This is a genomic window from Streptomyces sp. NPDC002276 (assembly GCF_053891435.1).
In genome coordinates, this window is the sequence record NZ_JBSFCQ010000005.1 from 20069 (window position 1) to 45133 (window position 25065).

The 25065-nt window shown below is 70.6% G+C and carries 23 protein-coding genes; 20 read left to right on the forward strand and 3 right to left on the reverse strand.

Annotation, left to right across the window (positions count from 1 at the left end; all coding sequences use genetic code 11):
• The first annotated feature begins 5 nt into the window (after window positions 1-5).
• The 16 genes from ACWIHT_RS14705 (at window position 6) to ACWIHT_RS14780 (ending at window position 16800) form a co-directional block, all read left to right on the forward strand.
• Window positions 6-878, forward strand: a complete 873-nt coding sequence (locus ACWIHT_RS14705) for a glycosyltransferase family 2 protein (RefSeq protein WP_456168825.1) — start codon at window positions 6-8, stop codon at window positions 876-878.
• 149 nt (window positions 879-1027) lie between these two features.
• Window positions 1028-1957 carry an ABC transporter permease gene (locus ACWIHT_RS14710; protein WP_456168061.1) on the forward strand — a complete coding sequence of 310 codons (930 nt, stop codon included), beginning with the start codon at window positions 1028-1030 and terminating at the stop codon, window positions 1955-1957.
• Window positions 1950-2756: an ABC transporter ATP-binding protein gene (locus tag ACWIHT_RS14715; protein WP_456168063.1), complete on the forward strand. Its 807-nt coding sequence runs from the start codon at window positions 1950-1952 to the stop codon at window positions 2754-2756. Before ACWIHT_RS14710 ends, ACWIHT_RS14715 begins: the two co-directional genes overlap by 8 nt.
• A gap of 386 nt (window positions 2757-3142) precedes the next feature.
• Window positions 3143-4045, forward strand: a complete 903-nt coding sequence (gene hpnC, locus ACWIHT_RS14720; protein WP_456168065.1) for a squalene synthase HpnC — start codon at window positions 3143-3145, stop codon at window positions 4043-4045.
• On the forward strand, window positions 4042-4992 hold the full coding sequence (hpnD, locus tag ACWIHT_RS14725; RefSeq protein ID WP_200710412.1) for a presqualene diphosphate synthase HpnD: 951 nt from the start codon (window positions 4042-4044) through the stop codon (window positions 4990-4992). The genes hpnC and hpnD overlap by 4 nt, the downstream gene beginning before the upstream one ends.
• Complete coding sequence (locus ACWIHT_RS14730; RefSeq protein ID WP_374195603.1) at window positions 4992-5114, forward strand: DUF6380 family protein; 123 nt, start codon at window positions 4992-4994, stop codon at window positions 5112-5114. The genes hpnD and ACWIHT_RS14730 overlap by 1 nt, the downstream gene beginning before the upstream one ends.
• Window positions 5111-6541: a hydroxysqualene dehydroxylase HpnE gene (gene hpnE, locus ACWIHT_RS14735; RefSeq protein ID WP_456168067.1), complete on the forward strand. Its 1431-nt coding sequence runs from the start codon at window positions 5111-5113 to the stop codon at window positions 6539-6541. The genes ACWIHT_RS14730 and hpnE overlap by 4 nt, the downstream gene beginning before the upstream one ends.
• Window positions 6541-7671: a polyprenyl synthetase family protein gene (locus ACWIHT_RS14740; RefSeq protein WP_456168069.1), complete on the forward strand. Its 1131-nt coding sequence runs from the start codon at window positions 6541-6543 to the stop codon at window positions 7669-7671. The genes hpnE and ACWIHT_RS14740 overlap by 1 nt, the downstream gene beginning before the upstream one ends.
• Window positions 7672-7783: 112 nt before the next feature.
• Window positions 7784-9811 (forward strand): squalene--hopene cyclase, encoded by a 2028-nt coding sequence (shc, locus tag ACWIHT_RS14745; protein WP_456168071.1) that lies wholly within the window; start codon window positions 7784-7786, stop codon window positions 9809-9811.
• A complete protein-coding gene (locus ACWIHT_RS14750) occupies window positions 9811-10452 on the forward strand; it encodes a 5'-methylthioadenosine/S-adenosylhomocysteine nucleosidase family protein (RefSeq protein WP_456168073.1) in 642 nt (213 codons plus the stop codon). The genes shc and ACWIHT_RS14750 overlap by 1 nt, the downstream gene beginning before the upstream one ends.
• A gap of 5 nt (window positions 10453-10457) precedes the next feature.
• On the forward strand, window positions 10458-11480 hold the full coding sequence (hpnH, locus tag ACWIHT_RS14755) for an adenosyl-hopene transferase HpnH (protein WP_456168075.1): 1023 nt from the start codon (window positions 10458-10460) through the stop codon (window positions 11478-11480).
• A 4-nt stretch (window positions 11481-11484) separates the two neighbouring features.
• Window positions 11485-12642 carry a flavodoxin-dependent (E)-4-hydroxy-3-methylbut-2-enyl-diphosphate synthase gene (gene ispG / locus ACWIHT_RS14760; RefSeq protein WP_456168077.1) on the forward strand — a complete coding sequence of 386 codons (1158 nt, stop codon included), beginning with the start codon at window positions 11485-11487 and terminating at the stop codon, window positions 12640-12642.
• A 27-nt stretch (window positions 12643-12669) separates the two neighbouring features.
• Window positions 12670-14577, forward strand: coding sequence for a 1-deoxy-D-xylulose-5-phosphate synthase (dxs, locus tag ACWIHT_RS14765; protein WP_456168079.1), 1908 nt, complete (start codon window positions 12670-12672; stop codon window positions 14575-14577).
• Window positions 14574-15959 carry an aspartate aminotransferase family protein gene (locus tag ACWIHT_RS14770; RefSeq protein ID WP_456168081.1) on the forward strand — a complete coding sequence of 462 codons (1386 nt, stop codon included), beginning with the start codon at window positions 14574-14576 and terminating at the stop codon, window positions 15957-15959. Before dxs ends, ACWIHT_RS14770 begins: the two co-directional genes overlap by 4 nt.
• Before the next feature lie 74 nt (window positions 15960-16033).
• Window positions 16034-16678 carry a helix-turn-helix domain-containing protein gene (locus ACWIHT_RS14775; RefSeq protein WP_456168083.1) on the forward strand — a complete coding sequence of 215 codons (645 nt, stop codon included), beginning with the start codon at window positions 16034-16036 and terminating at the stop codon, window positions 16676-16678.
• A complete protein-coding gene (locus ACWIHT_RS14780) occupies window positions 16675-16800 on the forward strand; it encodes a DUF6126 family protein (RefSeq protein ID WP_019069690.1) in 126 nt (41 codons plus the stop codon). Before ACWIHT_RS14775 ends, ACWIHT_RS14780 begins: the two co-directional genes overlap by 4 nt.
• 18 nt (window positions 16801-16818) lie before the next feature.
• Here ACWIHT_RS14780 and ACWIHT_RS14785 read toward each other — a convergent pair whose 3' ends face one another.
• From ACWIHT_RS14785 to ACWIHT_RS14795, 3 genes are all read right to left on the reverse strand, one after another.
• Window positions 16819-17616: a tyrosine-protein phosphatase gene (locus tag ACWIHT_RS14785; protein ID WP_456168085.1), complete on the reverse strand. Its 798-nt coding sequence runs from the start codon at window positions 17614-17616 to the stop codon at window positions 16819-16821.
• A gap of 123 nt (window positions 17617-17739) precedes the next feature.
• Window positions 17740-18534 carry an SDR family NAD(P)-dependent oxidoreductase gene (locus tag ACWIHT_RS14790; RefSeq protein ID WP_456168087.1) on the reverse strand — a complete coding sequence of 265 codons (795 nt, stop codon included), beginning with the start codon at window positions 18532-18534 and terminating at the stop codon, window positions 17740-17742.
• A gap of 111 nt (window positions 18535-18645) precedes the next feature.
• Window positions 18646-18942: a Dabb family protein gene (locus tag ACWIHT_RS14795; protein WP_456168089.1), complete on the reverse strand. Its 297-nt coding sequence runs from the start codon at window positions 18940-18942 to the stop codon at window positions 18646-18648.
• 137 nt (window positions 18943-19079) lie between these two features.
• Here ACWIHT_RS14795 and ACWIHT_RS14800 point away from each other — a divergent pair, with 137 nt between their 5' ends.
• The 4 genes from ACWIHT_RS14800 to ACWIHT_RS14815 all read left to right on the forward strand — a co-directional run bounded on the left by ACWIHT_RS14800 (window position 19080) and on the right by ACWIHT_RS14815 (window position 24820).
• Window positions 19080-22202 carry an AfsR/SARP family transcriptional regulator gene (locus tag ACWIHT_RS14800; protein ID WP_456168091.1) on the forward strand — a complete coding sequence of 1041 codons (3123 nt, stop codon included), beginning with the start codon at window positions 19080-19082 and terminating at the stop codon, window positions 22200-22202.
• 153 nt (window positions 22203-22355) lie between these two features.
• A complete protein-coding gene (locus ACWIHT_RS14805; RefSeq protein WP_456168093.1) occupies window positions 22356-23750 on the forward strand; it encodes an FAD-binding oxidoreductase in 1395 nt (464 codons plus the stop codon).
• Between the two features lie 44 nt (window positions 23751-23794).
• Window positions 23795-24061 (forward strand): anti-sigma factor family protein, encoded by a 267-nt coding sequence (locus tag ACWIHT_RS14810; protein ID WP_456168095.1) that lies wholly within the window; start codon window positions 23795-23797, stop codon window positions 24059-24061.
• A gap of 177 nt (window positions 24062-24238) precedes the next feature.
• Window positions 24239-24820, forward strand: a complete 582-nt coding sequence (locus ACWIHT_RS14815) for a sigma-70 family RNA polymerase sigma factor (RefSeq protein WP_456168097.1) — start codon at window positions 24239-24241, stop codon at window positions 24818-24820.
• Window positions 24821-25065 lie beyond the last annotated feature (245 nt).

Below are 25065 nucleotides of genomic sequence, written 5' to 3' on the forward strand. Positions count from 1 at the left end.
GCGGCATGAAGGTCGGCGCGGTGATCATCACCATGGGCAACCGGCCCGACGAACTCCGTGCCCTGCTCGACTCGGTCGCCAAGCAGGACGGCGACCGGGTCGAGGCGGTCGTCGTCGGCAACGGCTCGCCCGTCCCGGACGTCCCCGAGGGCGTGCGGACCGTGGAACTGCCCGAGAACCTCGGCATCCCCGGTGGCCGCAACATCGGCCTGGACGCCTTCGGGCCCGCCGGTCGCGATGTCGACATAGTGATGTTCCTCGACGACGACGGGCTGCTCGCCCAGCACGACACCGCCGAGCTGTGCCGCCAGGCCTTCGCCGCCGACCCCCGGCTCGGCATCATCAGCTTCCGCATCGCCGACCCGGACACCGGCGTCACCCAGCGCCGCCACGTCCCCCGGCTGCGCGCCTCCGACCCGATGCGCTCCTCCCGGGTCACCACCTTCCTCGGCGGCGCCAACGCCGTCCGCACCAAGGTCTTCGCCGAGGTCGGCGCCCTCCCGGACGAGTTCTTCTACGCCCACGAGGAGACCGACCTCGCCTGGCGGGCCCTCGACGCCGGCTGGATGATCGACTACCGGTCGGACATGGTCCTGTACCACCCGACGACGGCGCCCTCCCGGCACGCGGTCTACCACCGCATGGTCGCCCGCAACCGGGTCTGGCTGGCCCGCCGCAACCTCCCCGCCCCCCTCGTCCCCGTCTACCTCGGGGTGTGGCTGCTCCTCACCCTCCTGCGCCGCCCCTCGCGGCCTGCCCTACAGGCCTGGTTCGGCGGGTTCAGGGAGGGCTGGACCACTCCGTGCGGACCGCGCAGGCCCATCAAGTGGCGTACGGTGTGGCGGCTGACCCGACTGGGCCGGCCCCCCGTGATCTGACAGGCCCGACGGTGCGTGTCCGCGCGCTCGGCGCGCGGACACCCCTGAACCGTGTCCGGCGGCGGATACGTGTCGCTTCCTGTAGCACAATTCCGTAAGACGAACGCAAGACGATCGTAAGACGCATCCGAACATGAAGGCTTCCACCCTTGAGTGAGACAACGCATGACGGCGGGGTCGCGGTGAGCCCGCGCCCGTCGCCCGACGAAGGCCTCACGGCGCCGCAGCTCGCCGCCAAGTACGGGCTGACCGTGAGCGGCGCCCGCCCCGGACTCGTCGACTACGTCCGCCAGCTCTGGGGGCGCCGTCACTTCATCCTGTCCTTCTCCCAGGCGAAGCTGACCGCCCAGTACAGCCAGGCGAAACTGGGCCAGCTCTGGCAGGTGGCCACCCCGCTGCTGAACGCGGCGGTCTACTTCTTCATCTTCGGCGTCATCCTGAAGGCCAGCCGAGGCATGTCGCGGGACGTGTACATCCCGTTCCTGGTCACGGGCGTCTTCGTGTTCACCTTCACGCAGAGCTCGATCATGGCGGGCGTCCGCGCGATCTCCGGCAACCTCGGGCTGGTGCGCGCGCTGCACTTCCCGCGGGCCTCGCTGCCGATCTCCTTCGCGCTCCAGCAGCTCCAGCAGCTGCTGTTCTCGATGACCGTGCTGTTCCTCATCGTGGTCGGCTTCGGCAGCTACCCGAGCCTGTCCTGGCTGCTCATCCTCCCGGTCCTGCTGCTTCAGTTCCTCTTCAACACCGGGCTCGCGCTGATCGTGGCGCGGATGGGCGCGAAGACCCCGGACCTCGCCCAGCTGATGCCGTTCATCCTGCGCACCTGGATGTACACGTCCGGCGTCATGTTCTCCATCAGCAAGATGATGGAGGGCCGCTCCGAGGTGTTCATCCGCTTCCTCCAGGTGAACCCGGCCGCCATCTACATGGACCTGATGCGCTTCGCGCTCATCGACGGCTACGGCTCCTCGAACCTGCCGCCGCACGTCTGGGCCATCGCCACCTTCTGGGCCGTGGTCCTGTTCGTCGGCGGTTTCGTGTACTTCTGGCAGGCGGAGGAGAGGTACGGCCGTGGCTGAGCACACTGTCGAACAGAACTCGGTGGATCAGACCCCGGAGGCACTGATCCCCACCGTCGTCGCGGACGAACTGCACATCGTCTACCGCGTGCACGGCGCCAAGACCGGCAAGGGCAGCGCCACTTCGGCCCTCAGCCGCATAGTCAAGCGCGGCGAGGAGCGCGGGGTGCGCAAGGTGCACGCCGTCCGGGGCGTCTCCTTCGTCGCCTACCGGGGCGAGGCCGTCGGCCTGATCGGCTCCAACGGCTCCGGCAAGTCGACCCTGCTGCGCGCCATCGCCGGCCTGCTCCCCGCCGAGAGCGGCCGGGTCTACACCAACGGCCAGCCCTCGCTGCTGGGCGTCAACGCGGCCCTGATGAACGACCTCACCGGCGAGCGGAACGTCATCCTGGGCGGTCTCGCCATGGGCATGACCCGCGAACAGGTCAGGGAGCGCTACCAGGACATCGTCGACTTCTCCGGGATCAACGAGAAGGGCGATTTCATCACCCTTCCCATGCGCACCTATTCCTCCGGAATGGCGGCCCGGCTGCGCTTCTCCATCGCCGCCGCCAAGGACCACGACGTCCTGATGATCGACGAGGCGCTGGCCACCGGCGACCGCAAGTTCCAGGTCCGCTCCGAGGAACGCATCCGTGAGCTGCGCAAGTCCGCGGGCACGGTGTTCCTGGTCAGTCACAACAACAAGTCGATCCGCGACACCTGTGACCGCGTGCTGTGGCTGGAACGCGGCGAACTGCGGATGGACGGCCCGACCGACGAGGTCATCAAGGAGTACGAGAAGTTCACGGGCAAGTAGTCCACTCGCATATGGGCGCAAAAGCCCGGAACGCTTCCCAGGGCCCCGCCGGAACTGCTCCGGCGGGGCTCCGCGTCTGCAAAGGAAACGTCAACTCGGCCCGGCCCAAGGAATCTTGACGCCAATCGGTGTGTTGTTGTGATGTGCAGGACACCCCGAGGAAGCTCACTGCGTTGTACAACGTAAGCTGTACCGGTGCCGAATAGCGGCAAGTGGGGCGATAATGCGCGACACCCAAATACGGGTCACCGAGCGGACGACTGGGCGGCGTGTCCGAAATAGTGTGTATTGGGTCGGCAGTGTAGAACGGGAGATGTGACGGCAATGGCTACGGAAACTCCCCAGCTCACCGAAGCGTGTGCCGTCCCCGCCCCTGGCAGTGAGCGGTGACGGGAAGCGGCACCGCCGCCACCGGTGATCCGGAGCGCGGCACACTCGACAAGGCCGCGGCCGAGAACTTCCCCGTGGCGCCCTTCTTCCTGCCCAGGGCATGGCGCACCGACCTCATGGCGGTCTACGGATTCGCCCGCCTCGTCGACGACATCGGCGACGGCGACCTCGCCCCCGGCGGCGCCGACGCCAGGCTGCTCGGCGTGTCGCCCGAGGACGCCGAGGACCGTCTGCTCCTCCTCGACGCCTTCGAGGCCGATCTGCGCCGGGTCTTCGACGGCACCCCGAGCCACCCCCTGCTGCGCCGCCTCCAGCCGACCGTCCGCCGGTGCGCGCTCACTCCGGAACCCTTCCTCGGCCTGATCGCGGCGAACCGCCAGGACCAGCTCGTCACGCGCTACGAGACCTACGACGATCTCCTTGCCTACTGTGAACTCTCCGCGAACCCCGTCGGCCGCCTCGTCCTCGGTGTCACCGGCACCGAGACCCCCGAGCGGGTCCGGCTCTCCGACGCGATCTGCACCGCACTACAGATCGTCGAACACCTTCAGGACGTGACCGAGGACCTCGGCCGCGACCGCATCTACCTGCCCGCCCAGGACATGAAGCGCTTTCACGTCCAGGAAGCGGATCTCGCCACGCCCTCCGCGGGCGCATCGGTGCGCGCACTGGTTGCATACGAAGCAGAACGCGCCCGCGATCTCCTGAATGAAGGCGCCCCCCTGGTGGGTAGCGTCCACGGCAGACTGAAGTTGCTGCTCGCGGGGTTCGTGGCGGGGGGACGGGCGGCGGTCGGAGCGATCGTCGCCGCCGAATACGACGTACTTCCCGGCCCGCCCAAACCCGGCAAGATCCAGTTGCTGCGTGAGGTGGGCGTGACTCTGCGAGGAGAGGGGTGATCCGGACCGTGGAGTCTGCACCGCACATGTCCGCGCCGGTACTCGCCGCCTACAGCTACTGCGAGGCCGTCACCGGACAACAGGCGCGCAATTTCGCGTACGGCATCAGACTGCTGCCGACGCCGAAGCGCCGCGCCATGTCGGCGCTGTACGCGTTCTCACGGCGTGTCGACGACATCGGCGACGGCACGCTGGCGACCGAGGTGAAGTCGGCGCGGCTGGAGGACACCCGGGCGCTGCTGACCCGGGTGCGCGAAGGCAAGGTCGAGGAGGACGACACCGACCCGGTCGCGGTCGCCCTCGCGCACGCGGCCGAGGCCTTCCCGATCCCGCTCGGCGGCCTGGACGAGCTGATCGACGGCGTCCTGATGGACGTCCAGGGCGAGACCTACGAGACCTGGGACGACCTGAAGGTCTACTGCCGCTGTGTCGCGGGCGCGATCGGACGGCTCTCGCTCGGCGTGTTCGGCACGGAGGCGGGGGCGCGCGGCTCCGAACGCGCCTCCGAGTACGCCGACACGCTGGGGCTCGCGCTCCAGCTCACCAACATCCTGAGAGACGTCCGCGAGGACGCCGAGGGCGGCCGTACCTATCTGCCCGCCGACGACCTCGCGAAATTCGGCTGCTCGGCCGGGTTCAACGGGCCGACTCCGCCGGAGGGCTCCGACTTCGCGGGTCTCGTGCACTTCGAGGTGCGCCGGGCCCGCACCCTTTTCGCCGAGGGCTACCGGCTGCTCCCCATGCTCGACCGCCGCAGCGGCGCCTGTGTCGCCGCGATGGCCGGCATCTACCGCCGCCTCCTGGACCGCATCGAGCGCGAGCCGGAGGCCGTACTGCGCGGCCGTGTCTCGCTGCCCGGCCGCGAGAAGGCCTACGTCGCCGTGCGCGGCCTGTCCGGACTGGACACCCGCCACGTCACGCGCAGGACCCTCAGGAGGCGCACCTGATGGACAAAGTGGGCCAAGGTGATGTCACCGGAGAAATGCGGCACGCAACCCTCCGGTGTGAAGTCGCGTCCCTGACTGCGACGACCTGCCACGGTGGGCGCACAGGGGGGAGTGCACGATGAGCGACGGGACGCGGGGCGACGGGCTGCCCTCGGATCCATCGGCGGGAGGGGCCGGACGGCATGCCGTCGTGGTCGGCGGCGGGCTGGCCGGCGTCACCACCGCGCTCGCGCTCGCCGACGCCGGAGTCCGCGTCACCCTGCTCGAAGGCCGCCCGCGCCTGGGCGGACTCGCCTTCTCCTTCCAGCGCGGCGACCTGACCGTCGACAACGGACAGCACGTGTATCTGCGCTGCTGCACCGCCTACCGCTGGTTCCTCGACCGCATCGAGGGCTCAGCGCTGTCGCCGTTGCAGGATCGTCTCGACGTGCCCGTACTCGACGCCAACCGCCCCGAGGGACGCAGGCTCGGCAGACTCCGGCGCGACCCGCTGCCCGTACCTCTGCATCTCGGGCGCAGCCTCGCGACCTACCCGCATCTCTCGCTCGCAGAGCGCGCCAAAGTCGGCCGTGCCGCTCTCGCGCTCAAAGCGCTCGACCTCAACGATCCGGCCCTGGACACGCAGGACTTCGGCAGCTGGCTGGCCGCACACGGTCAGTCGGCGCGTGCCGTCGAGGCACTGTGGGACCTGGTGGGGGTCGCCACCCTCAACGCGGTGGCCGGCGATTCCTCGCTGGCGCTGGCCGCGATGGTGTTCAAGACCGGTCTGCTCTCCGACCCGGGCGCGGCCGACATCGGCTGGGCCCATGTGCCGCTGGGTGAACTGCACGACCGGCTGGCCCGCAAGGCGCTCGACTCCGCGGGCGTGCGCACCGAAGTCCGTACACGCGTCACCTCCATCTCCACTGACGAGAACGGGCGTTGGAGCGTTCAGGTTCCCGGCGAGACCCTTGAGGCCGACGCCGTCGTCCTCGCCGTACCCCAGCGCGAGGCCCATGATCTGCTGCCCGACGGCGCCCTCGACGCCCCTGAGCGGCTGCTCGCCATCGACACGGCGCCGATCCTCAACGTCCACGTCGTCTACGACCGCAAGGTGCTCGCCCGGCCCTTCTTCGCCGCGCTGGGCAGCCCCGTGCAGTGGGTGTTCGACCGGACCGAGGCGTCCGGGCTGAAGGACGGCCAGTACCTGGCGCTGTCCCAGTCCGCCGCGCACGACGAGATCGACGAGACCGTCGCCGAACTGCGCGAGCGCTACCTCCCCGAACTGGAGCGGCTGCTGCCCGGTGCGCGCGGCGCCGAGGTGAGGGACTTCTTCGTGACCAGGGAGCGCACGGCGACGTTCGCTCCCGCCCCAGGCGTCGGACGGCTGCGGCCCGGCGCCCGCACCAAGGCCCCCGGCCTGTACCTGGCCGGAGCGTGGACCGCCACAGGGTGGCCCGCGACCATGGAAAGTGCGGTCCGCAGCGGGGTGAGCGCGGCGGACGCCGCGCTCGCTGCCCTGGGCCGGCCCCGCCCTCATCGGCTCTTCGAGTTCGAGGAGGCGGCGTGATGCTCGGTCGTCACACGGCAGGCCCCCGCACCCCCGGTACCGCGACAAGAGGAGAGACTGTGCCCACTGTGCCCCCGGCCGAGAAGGCCGCTGCGACCGCGGTGGACGTGTCCGCGCTCCTGGAGCGCGGCCGGACCCTTGCCACACCGGTGCTGCGGGCCGCCGTGGACCGTCTGGCACCGCCCATGGACACCGTCTCCGCCTACCACTTCGGCTGGATCGACGCCGAGGGCAAGCCGGCCGCGGGCGACGGCGGCAAGGCCGTGCGCCCCGCGCTCGCCGTGCTCTCCGCCGAGGTCACCGGTGCCGCACCCGAGGTCGGCATCCCGGGCGCCGTCGCCGTCGAGCTGGTCCACAACTTCTCGCTGCTGCACGACGACCTGATGGACGGCGACGAACAGCGCCGGCACCGCGACACCGTGTGGAAGGTGCACGGCCCCGCGCAGGCCATCCTGGTCGGCGACGCCCTCTTCGCGCTCGCCAACGAGGTCCTGCTGGAGCTCGGCACCGTCGAGGCCGGCCGCGCCACCCGCCGCCTCACCACCGCGACCCGGGCCCTCATCGACGGCCAGGCGCAGGACATCTCCTACGAGCACCGCGACCGCGTCAGCGTCGAGGAGTGCCTGGAGATGGAGGGCAACAAGACCGGCGCCCTGCTCGCCTGCGCCTCCTCCATCGGGGCCGTGCTCGGCGGTGCGGACGACCGCACCGCCGACGTCCTGGAGAAGTACGGCCACCACCTCGGCCTGGCCTTCCAGGCTGTCGACGACCTCCTCGGCATCTGGGGCGACCCGGAGGCCACCGGGAAGCAGACCTGGAGCGATCTGCGCCAGCGCAAGAAGTCCCTGCCCGTGGTGGCGGCGCTCGCGGCGGGCGGACCCGCCTCCGAGCGGCTCGGCGAGATCCTCGCCGCCGACGCCAAGAGCAGCGACTTCGAGAACTTCTCCGAGGAGGAGTTCGCGGCCCGCGCCGCGCTCATCGAGGAGGCCGGCGGCCGCGAGTGGACCGCCGAAGAGGCACGCCGTCAGCACACCATCGCCATCGAGGTCCTCGACGCCATCACCATGCCCGACCGGGTTCGGGCGCAGTTCACGGCGCTCGCCGACTTCGTCGTCGTACGAAAGAGATGATCACTATCGGTCGAATAGCCCTCGCGTAGTCGCCGGCCGGTGCTGCGGAGACATGAGTACCGGCCGACGGCGGACCCACAGCAGAGACATGCCACTGCACGAAGGGGAAGCCATGACAGCGACGACCGACGGAAGCACCGGGGCGATGCGGCCCCGTGTTGCCGCGGCCAGCGAAACCGACATCAACACACCCGTGGCGGCCGGGGTGCACGACGCCGCCGCACTCGCCGTGCAACGCGCCACCGACTTCCTGCTCTCCCTCCAGGACGCGCAGGGTTGGTGGAAGGGCGACCTCGACACGAACGTCACGATGGACGCCGAGGATCTGTTGCTCCGTCAGTTCCTGGGTATCCGCGACGAGTCGACGACCCGGGCCGCTGCACTCTTCATCCGCGGCGAGCAGCGCGAGGACGGCACCTGGGCCAGCTTCTACGGCGGGCCCGGCGAACTCTCCACCACCATCGAGGCGTACGTCGCCCTCCGGCTGGCCGGTGACGCGCCGGACGCCCCGCACATGGCGAAGGCGTCCGCGTGGGTCCGCGAGCGCGGCGGCATCGCCTCGGCCCGGGTCTTCACCCGCATCTGGCTCGCCCTGTTCGGCTGGTGGAAGTGGGACGACCTGCCCGAACTCCCCCCGGAACTCATCTACTTCCCCACCTGGGTACCCCTCAACATCTATGACTTCGGATGCTGGGCCCGGCAGACCATCGTGCCGCTGACGGTGGTCTCCGCGAAGCGGCCGGTAAGGCCCGCGCCCTTCCCGCTCGACGAACTCCACACCGACGCGAACGACCCGAACCCGGTCAAGCCCCTCGCCAAGGTGGCGAGTTGGGACGGCGCCTTCCAGCGGCTCGACAAGGCGCTGCACCTCTACCGCAAGGTCGCCCCGCGCAAGCTGCGCAAGTCGGCGATGAACGCCGCCGCGCGCTGGATCATCGAGCGGCAGGAGAACGACGGCTGCTGGGGCGGCATCCAGCCGCCGGCTGTGTACTCGGTGATCGCCCTGCACCTGCTGGGCTACGACCTCGAACACCCCGTGATGCGCGCGGGACTTGAGTCACTCGACCGGTTCGCGATCTGGCGCGAGGACGGGGCCCGGATGATCGAGGCCTGCCAGTCCCCGGTGTGGGACACCTGCCTCGCGACCATTGCCCTCGCCGACGCGGGCGTGCCCGCCGACCACCCCCAACTGGTCAAGGCCGCCGACTGGATGCTCGGGGAGGAGATCGTCCGCCCCGGCGACTGGGCGGTGAAGCGGCCCCAACTGCCGCCCGGCGGCTGGGCGTTCGAGTTCCACAACGACAACTACCCCGACATCGACGACACCGCCGAGGTGGTGCTCGCGCTGCGCCGGGTCAGACATCACGACCCGGAACGCCTCGACCGGGCCGTCGGACGCGGAGTCCGCTGGAACCTCGGAATGCAGTCCAAGAACGGCGGTTGGGGCGCCTTCGACGTCGACAACACCAGCCCCTTCCCCAACCGGCTGCCGTTCTGCGACTTCGGCGAGGTCATCGACCCGCCGTCGGCGGACGTCACCGCGCACGTCGTCGAGATGCTCGCCGTCGAGGGCCTCGCCCACGATCCGCGCACCCGGCGCGGCATCGAGTGGCTGCTCGCCGAACAGGAGCCGGACGGCTCGTGGTTCGGCCGCTGGGGCGTCAACTACGTATACGGCACAGGGTCCGTGGTGCCCGCCCTCGCCGCGGCCGGGATCCCCGGCTCGCACCCGGCGATCCGGCGCGCGGTGACCTGGCTGGAGACCGTGCAGAACGACGACGGCGGCTGGGGCGAGGACCTGCGCTCCTACAAGTACGCCAAGGAGTGGAGCGGCCGGGGCGCCTCGACCGCCTCGCAGACGGCCTGGGCGCTGATGGCCCTGCTGGCGGCGGGGGAGCACGACTCCAAGGCCGTCGAGCGCGGCATCGAATGGCTCGCGACCACCCAGCGGGAGGACGGCTCCTGGGACGAGCCCTACTTCACGGGCACCGGCTTCCCGTGGGACTTCTCCATCAACTACCACCTCTACCGGCAGGTCTTCCCGCTCACCGCGCTCGGGCGCTACGTCCACGGAGAACCGTTCACCCGGACCGTCTCCCCGGCCGTCTCCCCGGCTGTCTCTCCTGCCAAGGGGGGCTGATGAGCACCCGGTCCGCCGCCCCGCCGCTGTTGATCGCCTGCGCGCTCGGCATCGAGCACCTCGCCCTGCGCACCGGCGACCGCTCCGGCGCCGAAGGGCAGGTCACCGTCCTGCGGACGGGTATGGGGCCCGTGGCGGCCGAAGCGGCCGTCACCCGGCGCCTCGCCGACCCGGCGCTGTCCGAGGCCGCCGTACTGGCCACGGGCTTCTGCGCCGGACTCGCCCCCGGGATGCACCCCGGCGACCTGGTGGTCGCCGAGGAGACCCGGGACCCGCGCGGAACCGTTCCGTGCGTAGCGACCGAACTGCTCGTCAAGGAACTGGTGCGGGCCCTGCCCGGCCGCACCGTCCACACCGGCCCCCTGACCGGCTCCGATCATGTCGTCCGTGGTCAGGAACGGTCGGATCTGCTCGCGACCGGCGCAATCGCGGTCGACATGGAATCGGCGGCCACGCTGCTGAGCGCCGTGCGTACGGGCGCGCGCCCGGTTGCGGCCGTACGGGTGGTCGTGGACGCTCCTGAACATGAACTCGTCCGGATCGGCACGGTGCGCGGTGGAATATCGGCTTTCCGCGTTCTTCGATCCGTTCTTCCCGCTTTTTTCGAATGGCACCGTTCTTTGTTGCTCCCTCGGAGGTGAGCCAGATGGCCATGCCGCTGCGCCAGTCCATCAAGGTCGCTACATATTTGGCTGAACAGAAGCTCCGCAGGCGGGACAAGTTCCCCCTGATCGTGGAGCTGGAACCTCTCTTCGCGTGCAACCTGAAGTGCGAGGGCTGCGGCAAGATCCAGCACCCGGCGGGCGTGCTCAAGCAGCGCATGCCGGTGGCGCAGGCCGTCGGGGCGGTGCTCGAATCCGGTGCGCCGATGGTGTCCATCGCGGGCGGCGAACCCCTGATGCACCCTCAGATCGACGAGATCGTGCGGCAGTTGGTGGCGAAGAAGAAGTACGTCTTCCTCTGCACCAACGCGATGCTGCTGCGCAAGAAGCTCGACAAGTTCACGCCCTCGCCGTACTTCGCGTTCGCGGTGCACATCGACGGGCTGCGCGAGCGGCACGACGAGTCCGTCGCGAAGGAGGGCGTGTTCGACGAGGCGGTGGAGGCGATGAAGGAGGCCAAGAAGCGCGGCTTCCGGGTCACCACCAACTCCACCTTCTTCAACACCGACACTCCGCAGACCATCATCGAGGTCCTGAACTTCCTCAACGACGACATCAAGGTCGACGAGATGATGATCTCGCCCGCCTACGCCTACGAGAAGGCGCCCGACCAGGAGCACTTCCTGGGTGTCGCGCAGACCCACGAGCTGTTCAAGAAGGCCTTCGCGGACGGCAACCGCCGCAAGTGGCGGCTCAACCACTCCCCGCTCTTCCTGGACTTCCTGGAGGGCAAGGTCGACTTCCCGTGCACGGCCTGGGCGATCCCGAACTACTCGCTCTTCGGCTGGCAGCGCCCCTGCTACCTGATGAGCGACGGATACGTCCCGACGTACCGCGAACTCATCGAGGAGACCGACTGGGACAAGTACGGCCGCGGCAAGGACCCGCGCTGCGCCAACTGCATGGCGCACTGCGGCTACGAGCCCACCGCCGTCCTCGCCACCATGGGCTCCCTCAAGGAGTCCCTGCGGGCCATGCGCGAGACCGTCGCCGGAAACCGCGACTGACGTCATGACCGCCGTTTCCCTGGGCGTCCCCGAGATGCCGGTCCGGCCGATCGCCGAGCGACGTGTGTCGCGACGCATCCAGGTCGGACCGGTGGCGGTCGGGGGCGGGGCCCCCGTCTCGGTCCAGTCGATGACCACGACCCGTACGTCGGACATCGGCGCCACCCTCCAGCAGATCGCCGAACTCACCGCGTCCGGCTGCCAGATCGTCCGCGTCGCCTGCCCCACGCAGGACGACGCGGACGCGCTGGCGACCATCGCGCGCAAGTCGCAGATCCCGGTGATCGCGGACATCCACTTCCAGCCCAAGTACGTCTTCGCCGCAATTGAGGCCGGGTGCGCGGCAGTTCGCGTGAACCCGGGCAACATCAAGCAGTTCGACGACAAGGTCAAGGAGATCGCGCGGGCCGCCAAGGACCACGGCACGCCGATCCGCATCGGGGTCAACGCCGGTTCCCTGGACCGGAGGTTGCTCCAGAAGTACGGCAAGGCGACGCCCGAGGCGCTCGTCGAGTCGGCCCTGTGGGAGGCGTCGCTCTTCGAGGAGCACGGCTTCGGCGACATCAAGATCTCCGTCAAGCACAACGACCCCGTGGTGATGGTCAACGCCTACCGGCTGCTGGCCGCGCAGAGCGACTATCCGCTGCACCTCGGGGTCACCGAGGCAGGGCCCGCCTTCCAGGGCACGATCAAGTCGGCCGTCGCCTTCGGGGCGCTGCTCAGCGAGGGCATCGGCGACACGATCCGGGTGTCGCTGTCCGCCCCGCCGGTGGAGGAGGTCAAGGTCGGCCTCCAGATCCTGGAGTCGCTGAACCTCAAGCCCCGCCGGCTTGAGATCGTGTCGTGCCCGTCCTGCGGGCGCGCCCAGGTGGACGTCTACAAGCTCGCCGACGAGGTCACGGCGGGTCTGGAAGGCATGGAGGTGCCGTTGCGCGTCGCGGTCATGGGCTGCGTCGTCAACGGACCCGGCGAGGCGCGGGAGGCGGACCTGGGGGTCGCCTCCGGCAATGGGAAGGGGCAGATCTTCGTGAAGGGCGAGGTCATCAAGACCGTGCCTGAGTCGAAGATCGTGGAGACCCTCATCGAGGAGGCGATGAAGATCGCCGAGCAGATGGAGCAGGACGGCGTCGCGTCGGGGGAACCGGCCGTCACCGTGAGCTGAAACAGCACGGACCGAAGGGGGCCCGACGTGACGATCCTGGAGAGCATCCGGCAACCACGCGACCTGAAGTCGCTGTCCGAGGCGGAACTCGGCGAACTGTCCGAAGAGATAAGGGAGTTCCTGGTGCACGCGGTGGCCAGGACCGGCGGCCATCTCGGGCCGAACCTGGGCGTGGTGGAACTGACCATCGCGCTCCACCGGGTCTTCGAGTCACCGGTCGACCGCATCGTCTGGGACACCGGCCACCAGAGCTATGTGCACAAGCTCCTGACGGGCCGTCAGGACTTTTCGAAGCTGCGCGGCAAGGGCGGCCTGTCCGGCTACCCCTCGCGCGAGGAGTCCGAGCACGACATCGTCGAGAACAGCCACGCCTCCACCGCGCTCGGCTGGGCCGACGGCCTCGCCAAGGCCCGCCAGGTGCAGGGGGAGAAGGGCCATGTCGTCGCGGTGATCGGCGACGGCGCGCTCACCGGCGGTATGGCCTGGGAGGCGCTGAACAACATCGCCGCCGCCAAGGACCGCCCGCTGATCATCGTCGTCAACGACAACGAGCGCTCCTACTCGCCCACCATCGGCGGCCTCGCCAACCACTTGGCCACCCTGCGCACGACCGACAGCTACGAGCAGGTCCTCGCCTGGGGCAAGGACGTCCTGCTGCGCACGCCGGTCGTCGGCAACACGATCTACGAGTCGCTGCACGGCGCGAAGAAGGGCTTCAAGGACGCCTTCAACCCGCAGGGCATGTTCGAGGACCTGGGCCTCAAGTACGTCGGCCCGATCGACGGACACGACATCGGCGCCGTCGAGTCCGCGCTGCGCCGTGCGAAACGCTTCCACGGCCCGGTCCTCGTCCACTGCCTCACGGAGAAGGGGCGCGGCTACGAACCCGCCCTCGCCCACGAGGAGGACCACTTCCACACCGTCGGCGTGATGGACCCGCTCACCTGCGAGCCCCTCGTACCCTCCAACGGCCCTTCCTGGACCAGCGTGTTCGGCGAGGAGATCCTGCGCATCGGGGAGGAGCGGGAGGACGTCGTGGCCATCACGGCGGCCATGCTGCACCCGGTCGGCCTCGGCAAGTTCGCCGCGAGGTTCCCCGACCGCGTCTGGGACGTCGGCATCGCCGAACAGCACGCGGCCGTCTCGGCGGCGGGCCTCGCGACCGGCGGGCTGCATCCCGTCGTCGCCGTCTACGCCACCTTCCTCAACCGCGCCTTCGACCAGCTCCTGATGGACGTGGCGCTGCACCGCTGCGGGGTGACCTTCGTCCTGGACCGCGCTGGAGTCACGGGAGTTGACGGAGCGTCACACAACGGCATGTGGGACATGTCCATCCTCCAGGTCGTCCCCGGCCTGCGGATCGCCGCCCCGCGCGACGCCGACCAACTCCGGGCCCAGCTGCGGGAAGCGGTCGCCGTCGACGACGCGCCGACCCTCGTCCGCTTCCCGAAGGAGTCGGTCGGACCGGAGATCCCCGCGATCGACCGCGTGGGCGGCCTCGACGTCCTGCACCGGGGCGCGGAGACCCCCGACGTGCTGCTCGTCGCCGTAGGAGTGATGGCGCCCGTCTGCCTCCAGGCCGCCGAACTCCTCGAAGCGCGCGGCATCAACTGCACGGTCGTGGACCCCCGTTGGGTCAAACCCGTCGACCCGGCGCTGCCCGGCCTCGCCGCCGAACACCGCCTGGTGGCCGTCGTCGAGGACAACAGCCGCGCCTCCGGGGTCGGCGCCGCCGTGGCGCTGGCGCTCGGCGACGCCGAAGTCGACGTCCCCGTACGGCGGTTCGGCATCCCGGAGCAGTTCCTCGCGCACGCCAAACGCGGCGAGGTGCTCGCCGACATCGGCCTCACACCCGTCGAGGTCGCCGGACGGATCAGCGCAAGCCTGGCGGTCAAGGACGCGACCGGCCACGCAGCCAAGGAGAAACCCGAATGACCAAGGAGTTCGACCTCACCGCGCTCTTGGCCGAGCGCGGAGCCGAGCGCTACGAGCTGCACAGCAAGTACCTCAACCACCAGCTCCCGCGCATGCTGCACACCATCGGCTTCGACAAGGTCTACGAGCGGGGCGAGGGCGCCTACTTCTGGGACGCGGACGGCAACGACTACCTGGACATGCTCGCCGGGTTCGGGGTGATGGGCCTGGGCCGCCACCACCCCGTCGTCCGCAAGGCGCTGCACGACGTCCTCGACGCCCAGCTCGCCGACCTCACGCGCTTCGACTGCCAGCCGCTGCCCGGCCTGCTCGCCGAGAAGCTGCTCACCCACAGCCCGCACCTGGACAGGGTGTTCTTCGGCAACAGCGGTACGGAGGCGGTCGAGACCGCGCTCAAGTTCGCCCGGTACGCCACCGGGAAGCCGCGCGTCCTGTACTGCGACCACGCCTTCCACGGCCTGACCACCGGCTCGCTCTCCGTCAACGGCGAGGACGGCTTCCGGGACGGCTTCGCCCCGCTGCTGCCCGACACCGCCGTACCCCTCGGTGATCTCGACGCCCTGGCACGGGAGTTGAAGAAGGGCGACGTCGCGGCCCTCGTCGTCGAGCCGATCCAGGGCAAGGGCGTGCACGAGGCGCCGCCCGGCTATCTGCGCGCCGCGCAGGAACTCCTGCGGAAACACAAGGCGTTGCTCATCGCCGACGAGGTGCAGACCGGGCTCGGCCGCACCGGCGACTTCTACGCCTACCAGCACGAGGACGGCGTGGAACCGGACTTGGTGTGTGTCGCCAAGGCGCTGTCCGGCGGCTATGTGCCGGTCGGCGCCACCCTCGGCAAGGACTGGATCTTCAAGAAGGTCTACTCGTCCATGGACCGCGTGCTGGTCCACTCGGCGAGCTTCGGGTCCAACGCCCAGGCCATGGCGGCAGGCCTCGCCGTGCTGTCCGTCATGGAGAACGAGCAGATCGTCGCCAACGCCCGTGCCACCGGGGACCAGTTGAGGACCCGGCTCGCCGCGCTGGTCGACAAGTACGAGCTGCTCGCCGACGTGCGCGGCCGGGGCCTGATGATCGGCATCGAGTTCGGGAAGCCCAAGTCGCTGAAGCTGCGCAGCCGTTGGACCATGCTGCAAGCGGCGCGCAAGGGCCTGTTCGCGCAGATGGTGGTCGTACCGCTGCTCCAGCGGCACCGCATCCTCACCCAGGTCTCCGGCGACCACCTGGAGGTCATCAAGCTGATCCCGCCGTTGGTCGTCGGGGAGCGCGAGGTGGACCGGTTCGTCGAGGCCTTCACGGCCGTGATGGACGACGCGCACAGCGGCGGCGGGCTGATGTGGGACTTCAGCAGGACGCTCGTGAAGCAGGCGGTCGCCAACCGCTGAGCTGCGAGAACCGAGATTTTTGCCTCTGTGACAAGAAATTTGCCGCAGGGGCAAAAGTCCGGCTGAATGGAGGCATGAGCCCCTCCGAGACCGAGACCGGGATCGAGCCGGAACCGCCGGCCGGACCGGCCGACGACCTGCCGGCCACCGTCGCTCCCCAGCTCCGTGCCCTGCGCCGCCGCGCCTCCCTCACCCTGGAGACCGCGGCCCGCTCGGCCGGACTCTCGCCCGCCCATCTCTCCCGCCTGGAGACCGGGCAGCGCCAGCCCTCGCTGCCGATGCTGCTCGCGCTCGCCCGTATCTACGGTACGACAGTCTCGGATCTGCTCGGCGAGACGGTCACCGACCGGGAAGCCGTCGTACGCGCCGCCGACATGGAACCGACCCGGGCGGGCGGCTGGACGTACTGGCAGGCCGGCGCCCCCGGCCGCGGGATGCAGTCGCTGCGCGTCCGCATCCCGCACGGCTCCCAGGGCGACATCGTGCGCGTGCACCCCGGTGAGGAATGGCTGTACGTCCTCAAGGGGCGGCTGCGGCTGCGGCTCGGCGACACCGCGCACATCCTCGGGCCGGGCGACAGCGCCCACTTCGACTCGCTCACCCCGCACCGCCTCGCCGCCGCCGACGAGAACGGCGTCGAGGTGCTCTTCGTCCACACCCTGTTGCAGAGTCCCACGGCCACCCTGTGCCTGGGCCCGATCACCGGAGACACACCATGAGCGGCAACAACATCGAGGACAGGTTCCCCCGTGCCCTGTGGGTACGGCTCCTCATCTACATCGCCGTCGGCCATCTCTTCGCGGCCTTCATCTACCTGTTGTTCTCCGTGGGCGCCAAGTAGCGCACCGCGGGCGCGAGTTCAGTCGAGCAGACGCTCGCGCAGCCGCTCCCGGATCTCCGGGGTGATGCCGAGCCCCTGTTCCAGATAGGCGTCCACGCTGCCCCAGGTCTCCTCGACGGTGTCGAAGGCCGCCGTCAGATACTCGGCGCGGGCGTCGAAGAGGGGGCTGAGGAGTTCCATCACCTCGGGGGAGTAGCCGGCGACGGAGGAGTTGCTGCGGCGGACCTGGTAGCGGCGGTGCTTGGCGTTCGACTCCAGGTAGTCGGCGACGATCGCCTCGCGCTCCACGCCCAGGGCGAGCAGCGTCACGGCGATCGACAGACCCGCGCGGTCCTTGCCCGCCGCGCAGTGCATCAGCGCGGGAACACTGTCCTCGGCGAGCGCGTGCAGCACCCGGGAGTGCTCGGCGGTGCGCTGGGTGACGATCGTGCGGTACGAGGCGATCATGCGGTTCGCGCCCTTGTCGCCGCCGAGGATCTCGCGCAACTGCTCTATCTCGCCGTCGCGGACCATCTTCCAGAACTCGGAGCCGTCCGCCGGGTCGGACAGCGGCAGGTTCACGTTGCGGACGCCGGGCAGTTCGACGTCGGGGCCTTCCAGCTTCTGGTCCGACGCGTTGCGGAAGTCGAAGATCGTGTGCAGGCCCAGCGAGTCGAGGAACGCGGCGTCCTCCTCGGTCGCGTGCGCGAGATGGCCGCTGCGGAACAGCACACCGTGTCGCACGCGCCGTCCGTCCGCCGTCGGGAGCCCGCCCACGTCCCGGAAATTGCGCACTCCGGACAACTCCGGCTCGGTCGACGGAATCTGCTGCGTCACGAGGGCTCCTCCCACTCGGCCCTACGGCGCGGCTCACCGGCGGGCACCCTGTCGACGATACGACATGCGTACCGCGGCCCGGGATGCCCTGGAGGCGCTGACCTGGCTCTCCTCCGAGCGGCGTCAGGGCAGGATCGAGTCGACGTAACCCCCGTCCACCCGCAGCGCGCCGCCCGTCGTGGCCGAGGCCTGGTCGGAGCTGAGGTAGACGACCATGTTGGCGATCTCCTCGGGCTCGATCAGCCGTTGCAGCAGGGACTGCGGCCGGTGCTTCCGCATGAACTCGCGCTGCGCCTCGTCCCAGGGCAGTTCGCGGTCGACGAGTTCGTAGACGAAGTCCTCGACACCGCCCGTGTGCGTGGGGCCCGCGATCACCGAGTTGACCGTCACTCCCGTGCCCGCCGCCTGCTTCGCGAAGCCGCGGCTCACGGCGAGGAGCGCGGTCTTGGACATGCCGTAGTGGATCATCTCGGCCGGGATGACGATCGCCGAGTCGCTGGCGATGTTCAGGATCCGGCCCCAGCCGCGGCCCGTCATGCCCGGCAGGTACACGCGGGTCAGTCGTACGGCGGCCAGCACGTTCACCTCGAAATAGCGGCGCCACTCCGCGTCGCTGATCTCCAGCGGGTCGGCGGCGCCGAACACTCCGAGGTTGTTGACGAGGACGTCCACCTCAGGCAGGGCCTCCAGGACGCGCGCGGCGCCCTCCTCGGTCGTCACGTCGGCGGCCACGGGCACGAAGACGCCGTTCGGCACCTCCTCCGCCAGCCGTGCCACGCCCTCCGCGACCCGCTGTTCGTCGCGGCCGTTCACCCCCACCCGGGCGCCGGAGCGCGCGAGTCCGGCGGCGATCGCCGCGCCGATGCCCTGCGTCGAACCCGTCACCAGCGCGGTGCGTCCCGTCAGGTCGATCTGCATGTGGAACCAGTCCCTCTGTGCGTCCGTCCGTGCGTCGTGCGTGCCGGTACGTCTGCCCGTCAGCCTGGCGGCAGCGCGACCGGCCCGCCACTTCGGCCCCTGCCCGGTCCGTCAGACGTGCATGTCGACGACCACCCAGGTGGCGTGGTCCATCCAGTGGGCGATGGCGGCCAGGTGCGCGGGGTGGTTGAAGTACCGCTGGAAGGCGGCGGTGTCGTCGAAGAGGCTGTTCAGGGCGAAGTCGTAGGAGACGGGCGTCTCGTCGAACGCGTGCCACCCCACTTCCCACTGCCGGATCTCGGGGATCTCGCGGTCCAGGTTCCGTACGAGCTCGAATCCCTCGACGACCTCCGGGGACTGGCGGGTGAGACCGTCGTTCAGCTTGAAGAAGACGAGGTTCCGGATCATTTCCGCTCCTGCCGTCGATGTCGTGCCTCGGTGGACGTGGACGTCTACGGGGCCTCCCACGACTCGGTTCACCCGCCGGCGCGACGCGCCGACAAGCCCTTTCGGCGCGGTCGGCCGCCGGCGGCAGAATGGCGGCCATGCTCTTTCGACTGCTCGGCCGCCCGGAGCTGGTGAACGGCAACGGCGCGATCGCCCTGCCCGGCGCCGTCTCCCGGGCGATCGTGGGGCGGCTGCTGCTCGCCCACGGGGCCGTCGTACGGCGCGACACCCTCATCGAGGAGCTGTGGGAGGAGCGCGGGGCCAAGGATCCGGTCAACGCGCTCCAGGTCCAGATGGCCAAGCTGCGGTCCGCGCTCACGGCGGGCGGCGAGGACACGCGGCTGCTGTTCGGGCACGGCGGCTACCGGATCGTCCTGGGGCCGGACGACGAGATCGACGCAACCGCTTTCGAGACGGCGGTCCGGGCGGGCCGTGAGCATCTGGCCGCGGAGGAGTGGGAGAAGGCCGAGGGCGAGCTGCGGTCGGCGCTCGCGCTGTGGCGGGGGCGTGCCCTGGACGGCCTGGAGGGACGGGTCTTCGAAGCCGAGCGGACCCGTCTTGAGGAGCTGCGGCTGGGCGCCCTGGAGGATGTGGCCACCGCCGGTCTCGCCCTCGGCCGGGCGCGGGAACTGGTCCCCGAGCTGACGGCCCTGGTCTCCCTCGCACCGCTGCGCGAGCGGTCCCGGGCCCGCCTCATGCTTGCGCTGCACCGCTGCGGGCGGACCGCGGAGGCCCTGGAGATCTACGAGACGGGCCGGCCGCTGCTGCGGTCGGAGCTGGGTGCCGTTCCCTCGTCGGAGCTGCGCTCGCTGCACACCGCGATGATCCGCCAGGACCCGGCGCTCCAAGGGCCGGTTGCCGCGTCGGGGTGTGCGTCCGCGCTGTCCTCCCTCCGTACGGACGTGCGGCCTGCGGTCGGCGAAGGCGGTCCGATCCGGCCGCTCGGCCCGTTCGTCGGCAGGCACAAGGAGCTCGGCGCGCTGCGGGAGGTCGTCGACCGCGAGCGGCTGGTGACCGTACTGGGGCCGGGCGGCGTCGGCAAGACGCGGCTGGCGCTGGAGGTGTGCGCGCTCCTCCAGCCCGCCCGGGGCAACGTCTGGTGGGTCGACCTGGCCCCCGCCGACGACGCGAACGCGCTCGCCGTGATCGCCGCCGCGCTCGGGCTCTCCGACGCGTCCGTCCGGCCGGACCAGCCGCCGCACGACCATGTGCAGCGGATCACCTCGTTCCTGACGGTCCGTCAGGCGGTGCTCGTGCTCGACAACTGCGAGCACCTCCTCGACGCCGTCGCCCCGCTCGTGGCGACGCTGCTGGGCCGCTGCCCCGCGCTGACCGTGCTGGCCACCAGCAGGGCACCGCTGGAGGTCCCGGCCGAAGTGATGTACCCGCTGGCGCCCATGGCGGACGAGGAGGCCGCCGACCTGTTCGGCGCCCGCGCCGCCATGATCGACCCTTCCTTCGCCCCGGACGAGACGGCGCTGCGCGACATCCGCTCCCTGTGCCGCAGGCTCGACGGACTGCCGCTGGCGGTCGAACTCGCCGCCGCCCACGTCCGGTTGCTGTCCGTGAGGCAGATCGAGGCCCGCCTCGACAACCGCTTCGCCCTGCTCACCAAGGGGGACCGCACCGCACCGGCCAGACACCGCACCCTGCGCGCCGTCCTCGACTGGAGCTACGCCCTCCTCGACACCTCCGAACAGCGCCTGTTCACGGAACTGGCCCTCTACGTCGGCGGCTGCTCCCTCGACATGGCGGAGTCCGCCGCCGCGCTGCACGGGGCCGACGGTGCCCAACTGCTGCACGTACTGGCGCAGTTGGTCGACAAGTCCCTCGTCGTCCCGTTCTCCACCCCCGACGGGACCCGGCTGCGGATGCTGGAGACGGTCCGCGAGTACGCGCTCGCCCGGCTCCGCGAGGAAGGCCGCGCGCCGGACGCCGAGGAACGGCTCATGGCCTGGGCCGCCCACTTCGTCCGCGACGGCAGCGCGGGCCTCTCGTCCCCCGCCCAGCAGGAGTGGGTCCGCCGGCTCACCGAGGAGTCCGCCAACATCCGGGCCGCCTCGGACCTGATGACGGCCAGGTCCAGGGAGGCCGAGGCGCTGCTGCTGGAGGCGCGACTCGGCTACTTCTGGTTCATCGGCGGCCGGGAGGAGGAGGGCATCGACCGCCTCCACCGCACCCTGCTCGCCTACGACGCCGCAGCAGGCAGGCGGACCGCGGAGCCCACCGAGGACGACGAGTGGGCCCTCTTCTACACCATCGCCTGGCTCACCTGGCTCAACCATGTCGCCGGGCACCACACGGAAGCCCGTTCCTATGGGGAACGGCACACAGCGGTCTGGCGGCACGCGAAGAACCCCGACCTATCGGTCCTGGGCCAGTGCTACGACGCGCTGCACGCGATGCTCGACGGGCGCGACGATGTGGAGGAACGGTTCTCCGCAGCGGAGACCGCCGTGGCGCACACGGAATTCCACTGGGACCGGGCGGTCCTCCAGACGAACTGGTCGACCTACTGCCTACAGCGCGGGGACGTCGAGGGGGCCCGCCGCCACGGTCTGCTCGCGGTGGCGGCCTCCCGCGCGGCCGAGGACGACTTCGCCCGGGTCTTCTCCCTCACCCTCTGCGGCGACGCGGACGAGAGCGACGGCCTCCGCGCCCGGGCCCGCGAGCAGTGGACCGAGGCAGCCGGCATCCTGCGGGCCGTCGGGGCGCGCACCCGCTCGGCCTACACCGTGCTCAGACTGGCCTGCCTGGACATCGCCGAGCGGGAGTCCGTCACCGCCGAGGGGCGGCTCGTGGACGTGAGCAGGCTCGCGGACGAACTCGGCGCGGACGACCTCCAGGCGGCCGTCGCCAACCTGCGCGGAGTGCTGGCCTTCCACGACGGCCGTTTCGCGGACGCGGCGACGGTCTTCGACGGGGTCTGGAACTGTCCGGCGGCACCGGCCGACCGCAGAGCGGTCTCCGCCGTGGGACTCGCGGTCCTGGCGACGTTCGGCCCGCCGGGCCCCACCGCCGCCGCCGGCGCGCGGACCTGGACCGACCGGGCCCGCCGGACCCAGGGCGGACTGCTGGAGCCGCTGGCCCGGCACGCGGTGGGCGTACTGCTGGACCGGCTCGACACCCACCACCGCTCCGGGGGGAGCGGGCAGGGCGACCCGGACCAGGTCTGCGCCTGGCTCGTGGGCGGTTCCTCGGTGCTCGCCGCCTTCTGCTGACCGTCCTCGAACTTTCGTCAAGGCGGCACGCGCGAGCCGTGAACCTCTTCGGACTGCGCGCCGTAGCAGCCATCGGACGGCACCCGGTCGCGTCGGGGAGCCGTTTCCGCCTGCTTTCCGGGTGGCCGACGCTCCGACGAAAGGCACAGCAGCATGACCGAGTACCAGGGCCGGACCGTGGTCGGCGCAGCGGCCGTCACCGAACTGGCCGACCGGATCGGGGGATCCGTGTTCGTCCCGGGCGACGCGGGCTACGAGGAGGCGGTCGCGGGGTTCAACCTGCGCTCGCGGCAGCGGCCCGCCCTGGTCGTCGCGGCAGGCAGCGCCGCCGATGTGGAGAGAGCGGTCGCCTTCGCCGCCGCCCACGACCTGCCCGTCGGGGTCATGGCCACCGGACATCAGCCGTTCCCGGCCGAGGAGGGCTTCCTGCTCGTCACGACGGGCGCGATGCGCACGGTCGACATCGATATCGAGCGCGGGGTGGCCCGCGTCGGCGCGGGCGCGCGCTGGTCGGACGTCGTGGGACCGGCGCAGGAGGAAGGGCTCGCACCGCTGAACGGGTCCAGCCCGGACGTGGGAGTCGTGGGCTTCACCCTCGGCGGCGGACTCAGCCCCTTCCTGGGCCGGTCCCACGGCTGGGCCGCCGACCAGGTCGTGGCCATCGAGGTGGTCACGCCCGACGGCACACCGCGCCGCGCGACACCGGAGCACGAACCCGACCTCTTCTGGGCCCTGCGCGGCGGACGCAGCAACTTCGGTGTCGTGACCGCACTGGAGATCGGGCTCTTCCCCGTCACCTCCTTCTACGGCGGTGGCGTCTACTTCCCCGCCGAGGACGTCGAGGCCGTGCTCCGCGCCTTCCCCGAGGTGGTCCGCGCCGCGCCCGACACCTTCGCCTGCTCGGTGGCGCTGCTGAACCTCCCGCCGGTCCCACAGGTGCCCGAACCCCTGCGCGGCCGGTTCCTCGCCCACCTCAGGGTGACCCACCTCGGCACCGACGAGGAGGCCGAGAAGCTCCTCGCCCCCTTCCGGGCCATCGGCCCGGGGATCCTCGACACCATCGCCCGGCACCCCTACGGCTCGTACGCCCTCGTGCACACCGACCCGGCGGAACCCTTCCCGTACGAGGAACAGGGCGCCCTGCTGGCCGAGTTGCCGTCCGCCGCCGTCGACTCCCTGGTGGAGAGCGCCCAGATCGCCGCCGGGGGACTCGTCACGGTCCTGGAGCTGAGACATCTCGGCGGGGCGCTGGCGGCCCGGCCGGCCGCCGCCGCTCCCGTCGCCGCGCGGGACGCGGTGTTCAACGTGTGGGGCGCGACGGTCGGCCCGCCGGAGGTCGTCGAGGCCGGTATGACGATGCTGGGCGGGATGGTCGAACGGCTGCGCCCGTGGTCCACGGGTCTCACGTACACGAACTTCGCCGGCCGCGACGACCGGGCGGACAACGTGTTCACCGACGCCGACCTGGCCCGGCTGCGCCGCCTCAAGCGGCGCTACGACCCGCGGAACCTCTTCCGGGTCAACAACCACACCATCACCCCGAAATAGCCCAGGACCGGGGAACGGACGGCGTCGGCAGGCTGGAGACCGCGGTGACATGTGAGCAGGAGACAACCGAACTGGCCGCCTATGCCATGGCGGCCCTCGATCCCGGAGAGACCGTACGCGTCGGCCGCCATCTGCGGGCGTGCCCGGGCTGCGCGGGTGAGGTGGACGAGATCCGCACCGCGCTCGCCGCCGTCCGGCTGCTGCCCGACGAGGAGGTGCTGGGCGACTGGTCCGGCAGCCTCTTCGAACTGCGGGAGGCAGCGGTCCGGGCCGCCCTGGCCAAGAGCCCGCCCGTACCCCGCCGGCAGTGAGCCGGCACGCGCGCGTGCCCGCTGTCCATTTCCTTTCCCGCTCCTGTCCTCGGGGACGCGGGCGAGGAAAGCGGACATCAAGGGCCCGGCAAGAGGTCCCTCCCAAGGTTTCCCCGTTCAGCTTTCAACGAATTGGTGCGCCGCGCAGGACCCACGGCGCACTGGGGGAACGTGGCAATGAGGCAACACGGCACAGCGATCCGGGACACACGGCCGGCCCGCCCGGACGGCGGGACGCGTGAACGGGCACAGGCACGGGACGAGGCGTTCATCCGCGCCGTCTACGACAAGCACGGCGCGTATCTGCTGAGAGTGGCCACCGGACTGCTCCGGGGCGACGGCCACCAGGCCCAGGACCTGGTCCAGGAAGCGGTCCTGCGCGCCTGGCAGCACGCCGACATCCTCGACCCGGGGGCCGAGGGCATCCGGCCCTGGCTCGTCACCGTGGTCCGCAACCTCGTCATCGACGGCTACCGCGCCCGGCAGGCCCGCCCTCCGGAGACGGTCGACACCGCGCTGCGGGACCTGCCAGGGCCGGAACTCGTGGATCCCGCGCTCACCAGGAAGATCGTGCGCGAGGCCTTGGTGGACCTGACGCTGCAACACCGCGAGATCCTCGTCCACGTCGAGTTCCTGGACCAGTCGGTGGCCCGCACGGCGACCATGCTGGGCATCCCGCCGGGCACGGTCAAGTCCCGAACACACCTGGCCCTCAAGGCACTTCGGGCCGCGCTGGCGGAGCGGGGCTACACCCCGTAGGCGGTGCCGGGCGTGCGACTCGGGCGCGTGAACCGTTTCCGCGGCCCTCCTCGTGTACCGGAACATGGCGGCACCCCACTGCCGTCGTGGAGGAACGACATGTCCGGCATCCCCGCAGATCTGCCCGCCGCCGACCCCCGTCGTCGTACGGTTCTCCGACTCGGAGGGAAATCCGCGCTCACGCGACACCGTGCCGGTGGCGCGGGGAATGGCGGTCCGGTTCCTCGAACTGACCGACGCGACGG

Excerpts from the sequence above, each read along its gene's own strand:
- ACWIHT_RS14800 (WP_456168091.1), top strand. The coding sequence starts at position 19,080 with ATGCTCTTTCGACTGCTCGGCCGCCCGGAGCTGGTGAACGGCAACGGC.
- hpnE (WP_456168067.1), top strand. The coding sequence starts at position 5,111 with ATGAGCGACGGGACGCGGGGCGACGGGCTGCCCTCGGATCCATCGGCG.
- ACWIHT_RS14705 (WP_456168825.1), top strand. The coding sequence starts at position 6 with ATGAAGGTCGGCGCGGTGATCATCACCATGGGCAACCGGCCCGACGAA.
- ACWIHT_RS14805 (WP_456168093.1), top strand. The coding sequence starts at position 22,356 with ATGACCGAGTACCAGGGCCGGACCGTGGTCGGCGCAGCGGCCGTCACC.
- ACWIHT_RS14815 (WP_456168097.1), top strand. The coding sequence starts at position 24,239 with ATGAGGCAACACGGCACAGCGATCCGGGACACACGGCCGGCCCGCCCG.
- ACWIHT_RS14780 (WP_019069690.1), top strand. The coding sequence starts at position 16,675 with ATGAGCGGCAACAACATCGAGGACAGGTTCCCCCGTGCCCTGTGGGTA.
- ACWIHT_RS14775 (WP_456168083.1), top strand. The coding sequence starts at position 16,034 with ATGAGCCCCTCCGAGACCGAGACCGGGATCGAGCCGGAACCGCCGGCC.
- ACWIHT_RS14750 (WP_456168073.1), top strand. The coding sequence starts at position 9,811 with ATGAGCACCCGGTCCGCCGCCCCGCCGCTGTTGATCGCCTGCGCGCTC.
- ACWIHT_RS14795 (WP_456168089.1), bottom strand. The coding sequence starts at position 18,942 with ATGATCCGGAACCTCGTCTTCTTCAAGCTGAACGACGGTCTCACCCGC.
- ACWIHT_RS14740 (WP_456168069.1), top strand. The coding sequence starts at position 6,541 with ATGCTCGGTCGTCACACGGCAGGCCCCCGCACCCCCGGTACCGCGACA.
- ispG (WP_456168077.1), top strand. The coding sequence starts at position 11,485 with ATGACCGCCGTTTCCCTGGGCGTCCCCGAGATGCCGGTCCGGCCGATC.
- ACWIHT_RS14790 (WP_456168087.1), bottom strand. The coding sequence starts at position 18,534 with ATGCAGATCGACCTGACGGGACGCACCGCGCTGGTGACGGGTTCGACG.
- hpnH (WP_456168075.1), top strand. The coding sequence starts at position 10,458 with ATGGCCATGCCGCTGCGCCAGTCCATCAAGGTCGCTACATATTTGGCT.
- ACWIHT_RS14730 (WP_374195603.1), top strand. The coding sequence starts at position 4,992 with ATGGACAAAGTGGGCCAAGGTGATGTCACCGGAGAAATGCGGCACGCA.
- ACWIHT_RS14770 (WP_456168081.1), top strand. The coding sequence starts at position 14,574 with ATGACCAAGGAGTTCGACCTCACCGCGCTCTTGGCCGAGCGCGGAGCC.
- shc (WP_456168071.1), top strand. The coding sequence starts at position 7,784 with ATGACAGCGACGACCGACGGAAGCACCGGGGCGATGCGGCCCCGTGTT.